This window comes from Streptomyces sp. NPDC046931 (assembly GCF_040644655.1).
Lineage (GTDB): Bacteria > Actinomycetota > Actinomycetes > Streptomycetales > Streptomycetaceae > Streptomyces.
The window spans coordinates 237,685-251,909 of sequence record NZ_JBEYWX010000006.1 but is presented as its reverse complement, the minus strand read 5'-3'; the positions used below and the strand labels follow the sequence as shown (position 1 = coordinate 251,909).

Below are 14,225 nucleotides of genomic sequence, written 5' to 3'. Positions count from 1 at the left end.
GGGACGTCCCGGCAGGCGGCCTGGGTACGGGCGGGTCAGGGGTAGGCGGCCAGGTTCGCCACGTTCGTCGACGCGTTGGACGGTCCGCCACGGTCGTTGATGACGTGCCGGATCGTTCCGGTGCCGCCGAGCGAGACGGTCACCATGTCGTGGAACCGGACCCCTGGGGTGCCCGGCACCTCGAAGGCGTGCTCCGCCGTGACGCCCGGGTTGGCGTTGAAGTAGCAGTAGCTGCCGAGCCCGTACGCCTCGTGGCTGGTGACCGAGTTCGCCACCTTGTAGGCCGCGTAGCCCTGGACGGAGCCGTTCATCCAGGCCGCCTGGTTCGGCGGGTCGTACGGCATCTCGTTCTGGTAGAAGTAGGTGCGGCCGCCGTTGCCGTTCCAGACCGTCTGGTACTTCTGGAAGTGCTCCACGAACAGGCCGTACATCGTCACGTCGTCCCCGTTGACGACTAGACCGGTGTCGGCGGTGTTGCTGGTCCAGCCGACGCCGCTGCCGTGGTCGGCGCGCCAGATCCACATGTGGTCGCCGATGACATTGCGGCTGTTGACCACGAGGCTTGCGGTGGCCTTGCCGACTCCCGCGCCGCCGACGCGGAAGTAGACGTCGTGCAGGGACGTCGGGTCGGTGGCGTGGGAGGCCGAGGCACCGGAGGGCCCGACCTGCATCAGCGTCGGCGAGTTGGTGGTTCCGGCGTCGAACAGCAGGCCCGCGATGCTGACGCCGTCCACGTCCGCGACGGTCATGCCGGTGATGCCGTTGTCGGGGACGAAGGTGGCGAGGCCCAGACCGAGCACCACGGTGTCGGGGCGGGTGACCTTGAGCGTCTGGTCCAGGTGGTAGACGCCGGGAGTGACCAGGAGGTTCTTTCCCGCGGCCAGGGCGGCGTTCATCTGCGCGGCCGTGGCGCCGGGTTTGACCACGTAGAACCGGTCGAGGGGCAGCGAGGCGCCCGCGGGACTGCCGGACGCCCAGCTCGTCCCCGTCGAGTTGGTGCGCAACGAGGGGACGAACACCTGGTAGGCGCCCGCGTTGTCGACGTAGAGGAACGGCTTTTCGCGCGTGACCGGGCTCTGCGCGATGGTGGTGTACGGCGGGTTGGGGAAGGTCGTCGCCGGGACCCCCTGGCTGCCGACGAAGACCATGTTCCAGTTGGACCCGGTCCAGCTGCCCAACTGGGAGTTCCGGGTCAGCCACTGCTGCTGGCTGCCGGACCGCACCTGCCCGTCGATCTTGCTGTCGGCCAGATAGCCGCCGCTCGACCAGCCGCCGTCGTCCAGGGCCAGGTTGCCACGCAGATGCATCCGGCGGTACGGGGCGGCCTGGGAGACCGCCCAGCGGTCGGTGCCGCCGGTCGGGTTGACCGAGAGGTTCTCGGCGCCGCGCCAGAAGTTCTGGGTGGCGTTGCCCTGGAACCAGTCGGCCTCCGCGTGCACCGCGCCGTTGACGGTGACGGCGTCGGGTGACAGGCCGAGTCCGAGGACCTGGGTGTAGAAGCCGACGTTGACGTCGTTGCTGTAGGTGCCGGGCCTGAACAGGACGGCGTAGCGCTGGGAGCCGAACTGGTTGGTCTCCTGCTGCCGGAAGATGGAGTCGAGTCTGCTCTGGATCGTGGACGAGGGCATGGACGGGTCGAAGACGACCACGTTCGGGCCGAGGTCCACATCGCCGGGAGAGGCGGACACGGGTGTCACCTGGAAGCGCTGCGCGGCGGTGCCGTTGCAGGTGTACTGGGCCAGTTGCACGCTGTCCGCGGTCGAGGCGCCCGGGACGTCGAGGCACTTGCCGCTGTGCCGGTTGACGAAGTGGTAGACACCGCCCCCTTCGTCGACCGGGAGCCACTGCTGGTTGTCGCCGCCACCGTAGGTCCAGAGCTGGACGGGTGCGCTGTCGGCGGTGGACCCATCGGTCACGTCCACGACCTGCGCGGGGTCGTTGCGGTTGTCGATCCGGACGTAGCCGTCGCTGGTGGCGGCGAAACGCCACTGCTGGGCCGTGGTGTTGTTGCAGGCGTACTGCTGCACGACGGTGCCGTTCACGGTGCCCGCGGCGCGGGCGTCGAGACACTTGCCGCTGCCGCTGTTCACGACCGTCGCATATCCGCCGGGCAGCGCCGCCGAGGGGGCGGCGGACGCGGGGGCGGCACTCTCGGAGGCGAGGGTCAGCGCCGAGGCGGCCGTGAGCAGCGCCACGACGGCGGCCGTACGAGCGCGGGCGCGTCGGCGGCGGCCCGCTGGGGGGCGGGTGGATGGGAGCACGGGTCTCCCTTTCTTCACGTGGGGGGTGAGAAAGCAGTTACTTCGGAGCGTGATTTAAGAAGTGAACTAAGGAAGTGTCAAGACCTTGGTACAGACCACCAGTTGGTTCCGGCAAACGCCGCCCGGCGCCCGCCGCTCACGGACGCCGGCCGGATCCGTCAGGCGTCCGGGTCGAACGCGATCCCGGACGGCACGGCCTTCGCCAGATGGGTGGCGAAGCTGTCGTCCCTCAAGCCGAAGTGGGCGCTGCCGAAGTCGGCCCGGCCCAGCTTGTCACGCACCCCCGCGGGATAGCCGTTCCAGCCCACGAGCGAGGGGAACTGCCAGGTGTGGCGGTGGTTCTCCGGCGGCTCGTCGTTGCTGTTCGCGGGGCGGAAACAGTGGGTGCCGATGCCGTCCTTGTGGTACACGATCTTGGGATGCGTCCCGTCCCAGCGGATCCGGTCCCGGCCGTAGACGTCGAAGTCGCCGTGGGCCGATGTGGAGACGTATTGCGCCTGGTTGTTCCGGACCCACACCACCACGTGCTCCCAGTCGTGGCGGTGGCCCCCGAGGCTGATGCCGGGCACCGCCTGGTCCTTCTCGAAGTAGAGGGCGTACATGATGGCGCACCAGCCGTGGTTGCACTTGTAACGGCTGTAGCCGTTGGTGTTGTCGAGGTCCGAGGCGTCGTGACAGCTGCCGTTGAGCGCCCCGGTGGGCTTCAGACCGCCGTTCAGGGTGCCGTCGGGGCCGATGGCGGGCGTCGGGTAGCAGCCGTCCGTGTCGTAGTCGTAGGCCGGCTGGAAGGTCCGCTCCAGATCGTCCGCGTTGGCGGGCAGGGCCCTGGGCGGGGCGGCGAGCGCGATGCCGGGGAAGGCGACGACCAGCGCGACGGCGCTGCCGACGACGAACGGCACACTGCGGAATCTGGAGCCCTTCTTGGTTTTCACTGCGTCCTCCTCTGGACTGCGGCAGTGGGGTTGAGGCCAGGACTGACATGCCCAGAACAACATCGGGTACAACACCGCGGAGTCCTCGCCGGGCGGCGGACAGTGTTCGACCGCACCCGGCGGGACCGGTCGACGAGGGGAGGACGGACGAGGCGGTCGCGGGGCCACCGCGCGGCGGGAACACACTTCCGTCACGCCCGCGCAACGATCACCTGCGAGAATCGAACGTGTTCCCGCCTGCACCGGGAACACCCAGGACCTCGGAGGAGCCCCTGTGCCGCCGACCTCGACACCACTGGGGAAGCTGGGCTTCCTGACCATCGGCCTGTTCGACGAGGCCGATCCCCGCCGCGGGCACGAGTCGACGCTGGAGATCATCGAGTTGGGCGAGCGGCTCGGCTTCGACAGTGCCTGGGTGCGCCACCGTCATCTGCAGTACGGGATCTCCTCACCCGTCGCGGTGCTCGCGGCCGCCTCCCAGCGCACCAGCCGGATCGAACTGGGCACGGCGGTCATCCCGCTGGGGTGGGAGAATCCGCTGCGGCTCGCCGAGGATCTGGCGACCGTCGACGTGCTCTCCGGGGGCCGGCTCAACCCGGGGATCAGCGTGGGGCCGCCGATGCACTACGCCCATGTGAAGCAGGCGCTCCACCCGCACACCGCCGACCTCGAGGACTTCGGTTACGAGCGCGTGCGGCGACTGCTGGACTTCGTCCGCGGCAAGCCCGTCACCGACTTCAGCGGTGTGGAGGGCTTCGAGGTGTTCTCCGACCGGGTGCAGCCCTACTCCCCCGGTCTCGGCAGGCGCATGTGGTACGGCGGCGGGAGCCTGCGCTCCGCCCGGTGGGCGGGCGAGCACGGGATGAACCTGCTGACCAGCAGCGTCGTCAAGGCTGAGGAGTCGGAGGACTTCGCGGAGGTGCAGCTCTCGCACATCCGCGCGTTCCGTGCCCAGCACCCCGACGGCGACAGCGCCCGCGTCTCGCAGGGGCTCGTCGTCGTCCCCACCGACAGCGCCTCGCCCGGGCAACGCGCCAAGTACGAGGCGTACGCGGCCCGGCGGCTGCCGCGCACGACGGCGCCGCAGGGTCCGGCACGGCTGCTGTTCGCGCCGGACCTCGTCGGGCCGTCCGAGCGAATCGCCGAACAGCTGTACGCGCATGCCGCGTTCCGGGAGGTGGACGAGGTGGCGTTCGCGCTGCCGTTCACCTTCGAGCACGAGGACTATGTGCAGATCCTGACCGACATCGCGACCCGGCTGGGGCCGGCCCTCGGCCGGCAGCCGACCGGCTGAGCGCACGTCCCTGCGCCGCCGCGGGCTGGTGGACCTCCGCGGGGCCGTGGGTCGGTGTGGTCCTCCGCGGGGCCGCGGGGAGCCCTGTGATCTTCCGCGCGGGCGCCGGACGGGTGATGCTTGGCCCGTGAGGTCCGCTCCCACGCCGACGGAGGCCGTATGACGACGGACAGCGGTACCGGGGTCTCGGTGAGGCCCGTCGCCGGGCACATCGGCGCCGAGATCACCGGGGTCGATCTGGCCGGCGACCTGGACGACGCGGTGGTGACCGCGATCCGGTCCGCCCTGCTGCGCTGGAAGGTCGTGTTCTTCCGGGACCAGGATCTGGACCACGCCGCGCACATCGCGCTCGCACGGCGGTTCGGCGACCCCGTCGTCCTGGGCAAGCGCGGCAGCGCCTCACCCGCGGACTTCCCCGAGGTCGAGACGACGGCGGACCGGCTGGAGCTGGGCGGCCGCTACGGCATGGACCACGACGAGTGGCTGCGGCGCCGACGCCACTCCCTGCTGCGGGGCTGGCACTGCGACCACGGTGCCCGCGTCGATCCGCCCGCGGCGACGATCCTGCGGGCCGAGACCGTACCGCCGTACGGCGGGGACACCCAGTGGTCGAATCTGGCGGCCGCGTACGCGGGCCTTTCCGAGCCCCTCCGGCACTTCGTCGACGGTCTGCGCGCCGAGCACCGGCTGGGCGTCGGCTACCAGGCGCGGCCCGGGGACGACGCGTATCTGCGTCATCTGCTGGACCACCAGGTGGCCACCGAGCACCCCCTCGTCCGCGTGCACCCCGAGACCGGCGAGCGGCTGCTGTTCGTCAACGGCTACTACGTCGAGCAGATCCGCGGGCTCTCGCGCGCCGAGAGCGGGCATGTGCTCCAGATGCTGCTGGAACAGGCCACCCGCCCCGAGTACACGGTCCGGTTCCGCTGGGAGTCCGGCAGTGTCGCCTTCTGGGACAACCGGGCCACCATCCATCTCGCCCCCGGCGATCTCGTCGCCCCCGAGCACCCCAGGATCATGCACCGGGTGATGCTCACGGGTGATGTCCCGGTGGGCCCGGACGGCCGGCCCTCGGAGCCGGTCACCGGCACGGAGCCCGGCCGCTGGTGAACCGGCGCTGCCCCGGCGGGGGCGCGCCGCGCGGTTCGTGCTCGGTTCGTTGTCGGTTCCCCTAACGTCGCGCGGCAACCTGGGCTAGATTCGAGCCCCGCCGACCCCGCACCCGTCGGCGGCGTCGCAGGAAGGGCTCGGAAACGGCGCATGCGCGACTTCGGGAACGCCCGGGCGGCCGCCCCGGCGACGGCGTCAGGACCGGTCATGTCGGGAGGGCTGGTCGACAGTGTCTTCGACCGGGCGAACCGGGACCCCGGCCTGCCGGTGATCGCCCGCCGTGACAGCTCTGCGGGCACGACCTGGACCGAGGTGACGGCGAGCGAACTCCATGGCGAAGTGGTCGCTCTGGCCAAGGGACTCGTCGCCTCGGGCATCCGCCCCGGCAACCGCGTGGCCGTCATGGCGCGCACCCGATACGAGTGGACCCTGTTCAGCTGTGCGCTGTGGGCGCTCGGGGCCGAGGTCGTGCCGATCTACCCGACGTCCTCGCACGAACAGGTCGAGTGGATCCTCCGGGACGCGGGCTGTGTCGCGGTGGTCGTCGAGGACGAGCCGGGCATCATGACCGTCGGGTCGGTCTGCGCCTCCCTGCCCCGGCTGCGGCACGTCTGGCAGCTGGACGCCGGGGCGCTGGAGGACCTGGTGCGGCGGGGCCGTCCGGTGCCGGCCACGACCATCGACTCGCTCCGCCGGATCGTGCTGCCGGACTCCACCGCGGTCGTCGCCTACACCTCCGGCACAACCGGCCGTCCCCGCGGCTGCGCCCTCAGCCACCGCAATCTGGCGAGCCCCTGCGACACGCTGCTGGGCGGCTGGGGACACACCGCCGCACCGCCCGGCGAGCAGCCCGCCATCCTCGCCTTCCTGCCGTTCTCCCATGTGTACGGGCTGATGATCCAGGGGCTGTGTCTGCGCGGCGGACTGCTCATGGGCCATGAGCCCGAGCTCAGCGCGGACGCCCTGGCGTCGGCGTTCCGGACCTTCCGCCCCACGTATCTGTACGCGGTCCCGTTCGTCTTCGAGAAGCTGTACAAGAATTTCCTGCGCACGGCCCAGCAGGCGGGCCGCGGCGCGCTGTTCGAGCGGGCCGTGCGCACGGCGCAGGACTACGCCCTGGCTCTCGAGCGGCAGCGGATGGGGGCCGGGCACGGCCCCGGCCTCGATCTGAGGCTCCAGCACGCGCTGTACGACAAGGCGGTGTACCGGAAGCTGCGTGCCGCACTGGGCGGCCGGGTGTGCGGAGCCGTCTCCGGCGGATCACCGCTGAGCCGTGAACTCGCCCTGTTCTACGCAGGCATCGGGATCCTCGTCCACGACGGGTACGGGCTCACCGAGACGGGCGGAGGCATCACCGCACAACCCCTCGGGCGGGAGAAGTCCGGCACCGTGGGGCGCCCGCTGCCGGGCGTCGAGGTACGGGTGGCCGACGACGGGGAGATCCTGGTGCGCGGGCCGTCGGTGTTCCAGGGCTATGTCAACGACGATCTCGGCACCCGTACGACGCTGCGCGACGGCTGGCTGGCCACGGGCGATCTCGGGCACCTGGACTCCGAGGGGTATCTGTCCATCACGGGCCGCAAGAAGGAGATCATCGTCACCAGCGGCGGCAAGAGCGTGGCTCCGGCGGCCCTGGAGGAGCGGCTGCGGGCGCATCCGCTCGTTCACCAGGCGGTGGTCGTGGGCGACAACCGGCCCTGTGTGGGCGCCCTGATCACCCTGGACCCCGAGTTCGTGGCGCACTGGCGCGGTGGCCTGTCCGCGCAGGGCGAGGCGCCGGGCCGGGAGGCACGGGAGGAGAACGCGCTGCGGCAGGAGATCGCGCGGGCGGTGGCCGCGGCCAACACCACGGTGTCCCGGTCGGAGTCGATCCGGGTCTTCCGCGTCCTGCCCGAGCCCTTCGACGTCGCGAACGGACTGCTGACCCCGTCGATGAAGCTGCGCAGGGACGAGGTCACCCGCCGGTACGCGGTGGAGATCGACGCCATGTACCAGTCCTCGTCGCGCCTTCCCCGGGAACGGAGGACGGAGGAGCTGCCGACCTGGGACGACTCCGACGATGTGTTCCGCCGGATGAGGTGAGCGGGCGTCACGTTCCCCGAGTCCACGGCGCGTGTCCCCGGCGGCCGCGTCCGGGGCGCGACCGGGACCGGGACCGGGACCGGATTCGTCGGCCGGGTCTCCGGCCGGAACGGGCCCGGACGTCGCCGCGTGTTCCCCGGGCCGAGCCGGCCGAGGCCTCCGCGTAACGGCCCGGGGTTCTCGGCACCCGTAGCCGCGTACGGGCCCCGGCATCGTGGCCGGAACCGGGCCGGACACGGCGGTACGGTGTCGCGCCCCCGAACAGGGCGGCCGTCGGGATGCGCATGCGGGGCGATGCGGCGCATTCTTGCTGTGTTACCGACCCGACGGCCCGGGACGAGGGCAGACCGATGCAAGGGAGCGCCGAGGGCGCGGACAGCGCACCCGGGACGGCCGCCGCAGTGCTCACCGGCGCCGTGGCGGACGCGATCCACGCCGCCGGCGGCCTGGTGGGCGGCGTGTACCTGCGCTCGAGCACGCCAGGGGTACTACGCCTGGCCGTGCTCGCCGGGCTGCCCGCGCCCCTGTTCCGGCCCTGGTCACGGCTGCACATGGACCGGCCGTTCCCCGTCGCGGACGCCTTCCGGCTCGGTGTCCCGGTGGTCCTCAACGACGCCACCGAGACGATGCGGCGGTACCCCCAGCTGTCGGCGGGGCTGCCGTTCCGCTTCGGTTCGGTGTACGTGCCCGTGGTGCGCGGCAAGACGACGTACGGCGTCCTGATGGTGCTGCGCCCCACGGAGCAGGAAGCCATCGAGGGCCTGCCCGATATGGACCGGATGACGGGGACCGCGGAGCGCCTCGCCGAGGCCCTCGCTGCCCTCGAGAAGGCCGGGGATCCGGTGCTCTGGGACGGTCCCCCGCTGTGCGTGCGCCCCCCGGGCGTCGCCCGGCTGCGGGGCCGCATCGGGCACTTCGTCTGGGACCCGGCCAAGGCGACGGTGACCGGGGACGACACCTTCCAGGAGCTGACGGGGGGCGCAGTGGAGGGCCTCGCCGGGTCGCCCGAGGCGCTCGCCGAGGCGGTGTCCCCGGACGACTCGTATCTGGTGCTGACGGCGCTGCGCGGGACCGCGGCGGGCTGCCCGCCGGCTCGCCCGCTGCGGGCGCGGGCCAAGGACGGCGGACAACGGCTGCTGGAGTTCTGGGCCGAGGGCTCGGGACCGGAGCCGCATCGGGTCGGCGGGCTCGTGGTCGATCCGGGACCGGGTCCGGCGGCTCAGGGAGCCACGGACCTGCTGCCCGACGGTGTGTTCGCCTTCGACCGGATGGGCCTGATCACCTATGCCAACCCGCGGGCCGCCGACCTGCTCGGCCGCCCGCCGCAGGAGCTGGTCGGCCGGCACCTCTGGCATGCCCTGCCGTGGCTGGACCGGCCCGTCTACGAGGACCACCTGCGGGCGGCGCTGCTGGCCCCGGAGCCCGTGCACTTCCAGGTCCGCCGCCCCACGGAGGGCACGGACGAGGAGGACAACGGCGACTGGCTCACCCTTTCGGTGTATCCGGGCGCGGACGTCCTGACGTGTCGGGTGGTGCCGCTCGGTCACACCGCGGAGGCGCCCTCGCTGGCCGAGGCGTCCGTCCGGACGGCGGATGCGCTGAGCACCTGGGAAGCGCCGGCACCCGTCTACCGCCCCATCATCCTCGCGATCGCCCTGTCCGAGGCCGTGACCGCGCGCCAGGTGTCCGAAGTGGTGATGCGGGAGCTGCTGCCCGCGTTCGGCGGGCGTCGGCTGGCCATCTACCTGCTTCAGGAACGGCATCTGTACCTCGCCTGGGAGACGGGCTTCCCGCCCAGGTTCCTGTCGCAGTTCGATGGCGTGGGGCTGGACGCCAGACTGCCGGGGGTGGAGACGCTCACCACGGGCCGCCCCCTGTTCTTCGAGTCGATGCAGCAGTTGGCCACGGCCTATCCCGGCATCCCGCTCGACACCACCGAGGGCTCCCGGGCCTTCCTGCCGTTGATCGCCTCCGGGCGGCCGGTCGGCTCCTGCATCCTCGGCTTCGAGCGGCCCCGCGCCTTCAGCGCCGAGGAGCGCACGGTGCTCACCGCCCTGGCCGGGCTGATCGCCCAGGCCCTGGAGCGGGCACAGCGCTACGATTCCGAGGCCGCCCTCGCGCGCGGCCTCCAGGAGGCCCTGCTGCCGCACCGGCTGTCCACCCACCCCCAGGTGGAGACGGCGGGCTGCTATCTGCCCGGAACGCAGGGCATGGACGTGGGCGGCGACTGGTACGACGTCATCGAGGCGGGCGACGGGCTGGCCCTGGTCATCGGTGACGTCCAGGGGCACGGGGTGCAGGCCGCGGCCACCATGGGACAACTGCGCAGCGCCGTCCGGGCCTTCGCGTTCGGCGACCACGCCCCGCACCAGGTGATGAGCGGCACCAACCGGTTGCTGATCGACCTCGACCCGGGCCAGTTCGCCAGCTGCTGCTACGTCCGGCTGGACCCGGTCACGGGGCACGCCCGGGCCGCGCGTGCCGGGCATCCGCAGCCCCTGTTGCGCCACCCCGACGGCCGTACCGACGTCCTCGACCTGCCCGGCGGACTGGTGCTCGGGGTGGACCCCCAGGCCCGCTACCCGGTGACCCATCTGCGGCTGGAACCCGGTGCCGTGCTCGCCCTGTACACCGACGGCCTGGTGGAGCAGCCGGGTGCCGACATCGACGACGGGGTCGAAGCGCTGCGCGCCGCGCTCTCCCGCGTGAAGTACGGCACGGGCCGCCCTGGCTGCCTTTCCCTGGCGGGCATCGCGGACCGGCTCATCGAACCGGCCCGGCGCACGCCGGACCGCCCGGACGACATCGCGGTCCTGCTCGCGACACGCCTCCACGGCACGGAGGGGATCGACAACGCCTACGGCCCCGATGCCCTCTAGCGCGACCGCTGCCCGGCGCGTGAGGCACACGCCGCCGTGCTCCTGCTGCGGCCGCACATTCCGGCAGGGAAGGTCCGCCACAAGGTGATCCCCGGCGGAGCCGGCCGACGGGCATTGCGATGATGTCGTCCGAAGGCCCGGCCGGTCCGCCCTCGGCCGGCCGTCGAGTGGCAGGAGGAGCCCCATGACCGCCACACGTGGAACGTCCGTGGACATCCCCACCCAGGACGGCACGGCCGACGCCTACCTGGCCCATCCGGACGACCAGAACCCCCACCCCGCGGTCCTGCTCTACATGGACGCCTTCGGACTGCGCCCCCAGCTGAAGGCGATGGCGGACCGCCTGGCCCGGAACGGCTACACCGTGCTCGTCCCCAATGTCTTCTACCGGCACGGGCGTGCGCCCCTGGTGGAGCTGCCCGAGCTCATCGACACATCCGAGCGGCCGGACCTCTTCCGGCAGATCATGCCGTTCATGCAGGCGCTGACGCCCGAGGCCGCCGAACGCGATGCCGAGGCCTGTCTGCGCTGGCTCGCCGACTGCCCGCAGGCCGCGGAGGGTCCGGTCGGTGTCACCGGCTACTGCATGGGTGCCCGGCTGGCGCTGCGCACCGCCGGCACCCATCCGGAGCGGGTCGCCGCCGTGGCCGGCTTCCACGGCGGGCGGCTGGCCACCGACTCTCCCGACAGCCCGCATCTGGTGGCCGGACGCGTCACCGCGGAGGCCTACTTCGGCCACGCGGACCAGGACCCCTCGCTGCCGCCGGAGCAGATCGAGCGGCTCGAGAAGGCGCTGACGGAGGCCGGGGTGCGCCACCGGTGCGAGGTCTATCCGGGCGCCCACCACGGCTTCGCCCAGGCCGACACCTCCGACTACGACGCCGAGGCGACGGAACGCCACTGGACGGAACTGCTGGCCCTCCTGGACCGCGCCCTTTAGCGGCCGGGGGGACGACCGACCCGGCGAGGGGTCAGGCGGCGGGCGGGACGACCGCCACCGGGCAGGGCGCGTGGTGCAGCAACGCGTGGGCCACCGAGCCGACGCCCGGTCCCATAGGCCGGCCGGCGTGCCGTCCCACCACCACGAGCTGGGCGCCGGCGGCCGCGGACAGCAGGACCTCACCCGCGCTGCCCATCTCCACATGCTCGGTCACCGGCACGCTCGGGAACCGTTCCCGCCAGGGCCGCAGCGCCTCCTGGAGCGCCTCCCGCTCGTACGGTTCCAGACCGCCGGCCTCGTCGAGCAGCTTCAACGAGCCGGGGCTGTAGGCGAACACGGGCGGCAGGCTCCAGGCCCGTACGACGCGCACGGCTGCTCCCCGGGCCGCCGCGGTCGCGAAGGCGAACCCGAGCGCGTCCGCGCCGTCCTCCGGATCCCCGTGCTGGCCGACGACGATCTCCCGGCCCGCCGCCTCGGGCGCCGCCCGGTCGTCCGCGCGCACGAGCACCACCGGCCCGGCGGACCCGGCGATCACCTGCCGGCCCACCGAGCCCAGCAGGAAGCCCATCAGGGCACCGTGGCCGCGCGAGCCCAGCACCAGCAGCTCCGCCGCGTCCGCCTCGGCGACCAGGGTGTCCGCGGGGGCGCCCTCCCGGGCCTCGGCGCCCACCGTCAGCCGAGGGTGCCGCTCGGCGATCGTGCGCCGGGCCTCCAGGACCATCTGCCGCGCCCACTCGGCCTGCGCCTCCCGGTCGGCGGTGGGGGCGAGGTCGTAGGAGTGCCACTGCCAGGCGTGCACGATCCGCAGCGGCAGGTCGCGGCGTACGGCCTCGCGGCCCGCCCAGGCCGCCGCGGCGACGCTCTGAGGTGATCCGTCCACTCCGACGGTGACGGGGCGGGTCATACGGCTGCCTCCTCGTGCGCGCTCCGGCGATCACACGCTACCGGCTCCGATGCGCCCGGGTTCCGGAGCGAAACCCGCCGATCGAACATACGATGGGCGGGAGGCCGAGGTTTCGGGGTGGGAGACTCTATGGCACAGGCTCCCAGCGCAGCTGCACGGACCGTCATCCTCACCGTGGACGACGACCCCGGAGTGTCGCGTGCCGTGGCCCGTGATCTGCGCCGCCGGTACGGCGAGTCGTACCGCATCGTGCGGGCCGAGTCCGGTGAGAGTGCGCTGGAGGCGCTGCGGGAGCTGAAGCTGCGCGGCGACCTGGTGGCCGTGATCATGGCCGACTACCGGATGCCGGAGATGAACGGCATCGAGTTCCTGGAACAGGCCCTGGACGTCTACCCGGGTGCCCGGCGGGTGCTGCTGACCGCGTACGCGGACACCGGTGCGGCCATCGACGCGATCAACATCATCGACCTGGACCACTACCTCCTCAAGCCGTGGGACCCACCGGAGGAGAAGCTCTACCCGGTCCTGGACGATCTGCTGGAGGCATGGCGGACCTCGGCCTACCGGCCGGTGCCCACCACCAAGGTGGTGGGACACCGGTGGTCGGCGCGGTCCTCGCGGGTGCGGGAGTTCCTGGCCCGCAACCAGGTGCCCTACCGCTGGTACTCGGTCGACACCCCGGAGGGCGGGAGACTGCTGGCGGCGGCGGGAGAGGACGGGGAGCGGCTGCCGCTCGTCGTCACCCCGGACGGCACCCCGCTGGTGGCACCGGAGGACCCGGAGCTCGCCGCACACGTGGGGCTGGCGACGACGCCGACCGCGGAGTTCTACGACCTCGTGGTGATCGGCGGCGGGCCCGCCGGGCTCGGGGCCGCGGTGTACGGGGCGTCGGAGGGGCTGCGGACGCTGCTGGTGGAGCGCTCCGCGACCGGCGGCCAGGCCGGGCAGAGTTCCCGTATCGAGAACTATCTCGGCTTCCCCGACGGCGTGTCGGGCGCACAGCTGACCGACCGGGCGCGGCGGCAGGCCAAGAAGTTCGGCGCGGAGATCCTCACCGCGCGGGAGGTGTCCGCCCTGCAGGTCAACGGGGCCGCGCGGATCGTGCGGTTCTCGGACGGGCCCGCGATCGCCGCGCACAGCGTGATCCTGGCGACCGGTGTGTCGTACCGGCAGCTCGCGGCCCCGGGTCTGCTGAAACTGACGGGGTGCGGGGTCTTCTACGGCTCCGCGCTGACGGAGGCTCCGGCCTGTTCCGGCATGGACGTGTTCATCGTCGGCGGCGCCAACTCCGCGGGCCAGGCCGCGATGTACCTGTCGCGGAACGCCAAGTCGGTCACCCTGCTGGTGCGCGGCGCGTCCCTGTCGGCGTCGATGTCCCACTATCTGGTCCAGCAGATCGCCGAGGCACCCAACATCGTCGTGCGCACCCGCACGGTGATGGACGAGGCGCACGGCTCCGACCATCTGGAGCAGCTGACGCTGCGCGACATGGCGACCGGAGAGACCGAACTCGTCGACGCCCAGTGGCTGTTCGTGTTCATAGGGGCGGCTCCGCTCACGGACTGGCTGGAGGGGACCGTGCTGCGCGACGAACACGGATTCATCCTCACCGGCCCCGACATGACCTGCGACGGGCAGCCGCCGCCTGGCTGGGAACTGGACCGCCCCCCGTACCACCTGGAGACCAACGTCCCGGGCGTGTTCGTGGCGGGTGACGCGCGCGCCGAGTCCGCCAAGCGGGTCGCCTCCGCGGTGGGCGAAGGGGCGATGGCGGTGATGCTCGTCCACCGGTATCTGGAGCAGTCATGAAGCCACAGCGCGGG

General features: G+C 72.2%; 9 protein-coding genes. 6 read left to right on the top strand and 3 right to left on the bottom strand.

Annotation, left to right across the window (positions count from 1 at the left end; all coding sequences use genetic code 11):
- Positions 1 to 35: 35 nt before the first annotated feature.
- Entirely contained in the window at positions 36 to 2,168 is a 2,133-nt protein-coding gene (locus ABZ876_RS14845) for an RICIN domain-containing protein (protein WP_361779965.1), read from the bottom strand.
- Positions 2,169 to 2,419: 251 nt separating this feature from the next.
- Positions 2,420 to 3,193: an NPP1 family protein gene (locus ABZ876_RS14840; RefSeq protein ID WP_361779692.1), complete on the bottom strand. Its 774-nt coding sequence runs from the start codon at positions 3,191 to 3,193 to the stop codon at positions 2,420 to 2,422.
- A gap of 274 nt (positions 3,194 to 3,467) precedes the next feature.
- Here ABZ876_RS14840 and ABZ876_RS14835 point away from each other — a divergent pair, with 274 nt between their 5' ends.
- From ABZ876_RS14835 to ABZ876_RS14815, 5 genes are all read left to right on the top strand, one after another.
- The gene (locus ABZ876_RS14835) at positions 3,468 to 4,487 is read left to right on the top strand and encodes an LLM class flavin-dependent oxidoreductase (protein ID WP_361779690.1); all 1,020 of its coding nucleotides are present in this window, start codon (positions 3,468 to 3,470) and stop codon (positions 4,485 to 4,487) included.
- Positions 4,488 to 4,646: 159 nt separating this feature from the next.
- Positions 4,647 to 5,597: a TauD/TfdA family dioxygenase gene (locus ABZ876_RS14830; RefSeq protein ID WP_361779687.1), complete on the top strand. Its 951-nt coding sequence runs from the start codon at positions 4,647 to 4,649 to the stop codon at positions 5,595 to 5,597.
- A 207-nt stretch (positions 5,598 to 5,804) separates the two neighbouring features.
- Positions 5,805 to 7,679: an AMP-dependent synthetase/ligase gene (locus ABZ876_RS14825; protein ID WP_361779685.1), complete on the top strand. Its 1,875-nt coding sequence runs from the start codon at positions 5,805 to 5,807 to the stop codon at positions 7,677 to 7,679.
- Positions 7,680 to 8,029: 350 nt separating this feature from the next.
- Complete coding sequence (locus tag ABZ876_RS14820) at positions 8,030 to 10,558, top strand: SpoIIE family protein phosphatase (RefSeq protein ID WP_361779682.1); 2,529 nt, start codon at positions 8,030 to 8,032, stop codon at positions 10,556 to 10,558.
- 184 nt (positions 10,559 to 10,742) lie between these two features.
- Entirely contained in the window at positions 10,743 to 11,498 is a 756-nt protein-coding gene (locus ABZ876_RS14815; RefSeq protein ID WP_361779680.1) for a dienelactone hydrolase family protein, read from the top strand.
- Positions 11,499 to 11,529: 31 nt separating this feature from the next.
- Here ABZ876_RS14815 and ABZ876_RS14810 read toward each other — a convergent pair whose 3' ends face one another.
- Entirely contained in the window at positions 11,530 to 12,402 is an 873-nt protein-coding gene (locus ABZ876_RS14810) for a universal stress protein (RefSeq protein WP_361779677.1), read from the bottom strand.
- A gap of 129 nt (positions 12,403 to 12,531) precedes the next feature.
- On the opposite strand from ABZ876_RS14810, the gene ABZ876_RS14805 reads away from it, so the two are divergent.
- Positions 12,532 to 14,211, top strand: a complete 1,680-nt coding sequence (locus ABZ876_RS14805) for an FAD-dependent oxidoreductase (RefSeq protein ID WP_361779675.1) — start codon at positions 12,532 to 12,534, stop codon at positions 14,209 to 14,211.
- Positions 14,212 to 14,225: the final 14 nt, after the last annotated feature.

Bases quoted from the DNA above. Each gene is read 5' to 3' on its own strand.
- ABZ876_RS14830 (WP_361779687.1), top strand. From the start codon at position 4,647: ATGACGACGGACAGCGGTACCGGGGTCTCGGTGAGGCCCGTCGCCGGG.
- ABZ876_RS14820 (WP_361779682.1), top strand. From the start codon at position 8,030: ATGCAAGGGAGCGCCGAGGGCGCGGACAGCGCACCCGGGACGGCCGCC.
- ABZ876_RS14825 (WP_361779685.1), top strand. From the start codon at position 5,805: ATGTCGGGAGGGCTGGTCGACAGTGTCTTCGACCGGGCGAACCGGGAC.
- ABZ876_RS14810 (WP_361779677.1), bottom strand. From the start codon at position 12,402: ATGACCCGCCCCGTCACCGTCGGAGTGGACGGATCACCTCAGAGCGTC.
- ABZ876_RS14805 (WP_361779675.1), top strand. From the start codon at position 12,532: ATGGCACAGGCTCCCAGCGCAGCTGCACGGACCGTCATCCTCACCGTG.
- ABZ876_RS14815 (WP_361779680.1), top strand. From the start codon at position 10,743: ATGACCGCCACACGTGGAACGTCCGTGGACATCCCCACCCAGGACGGC.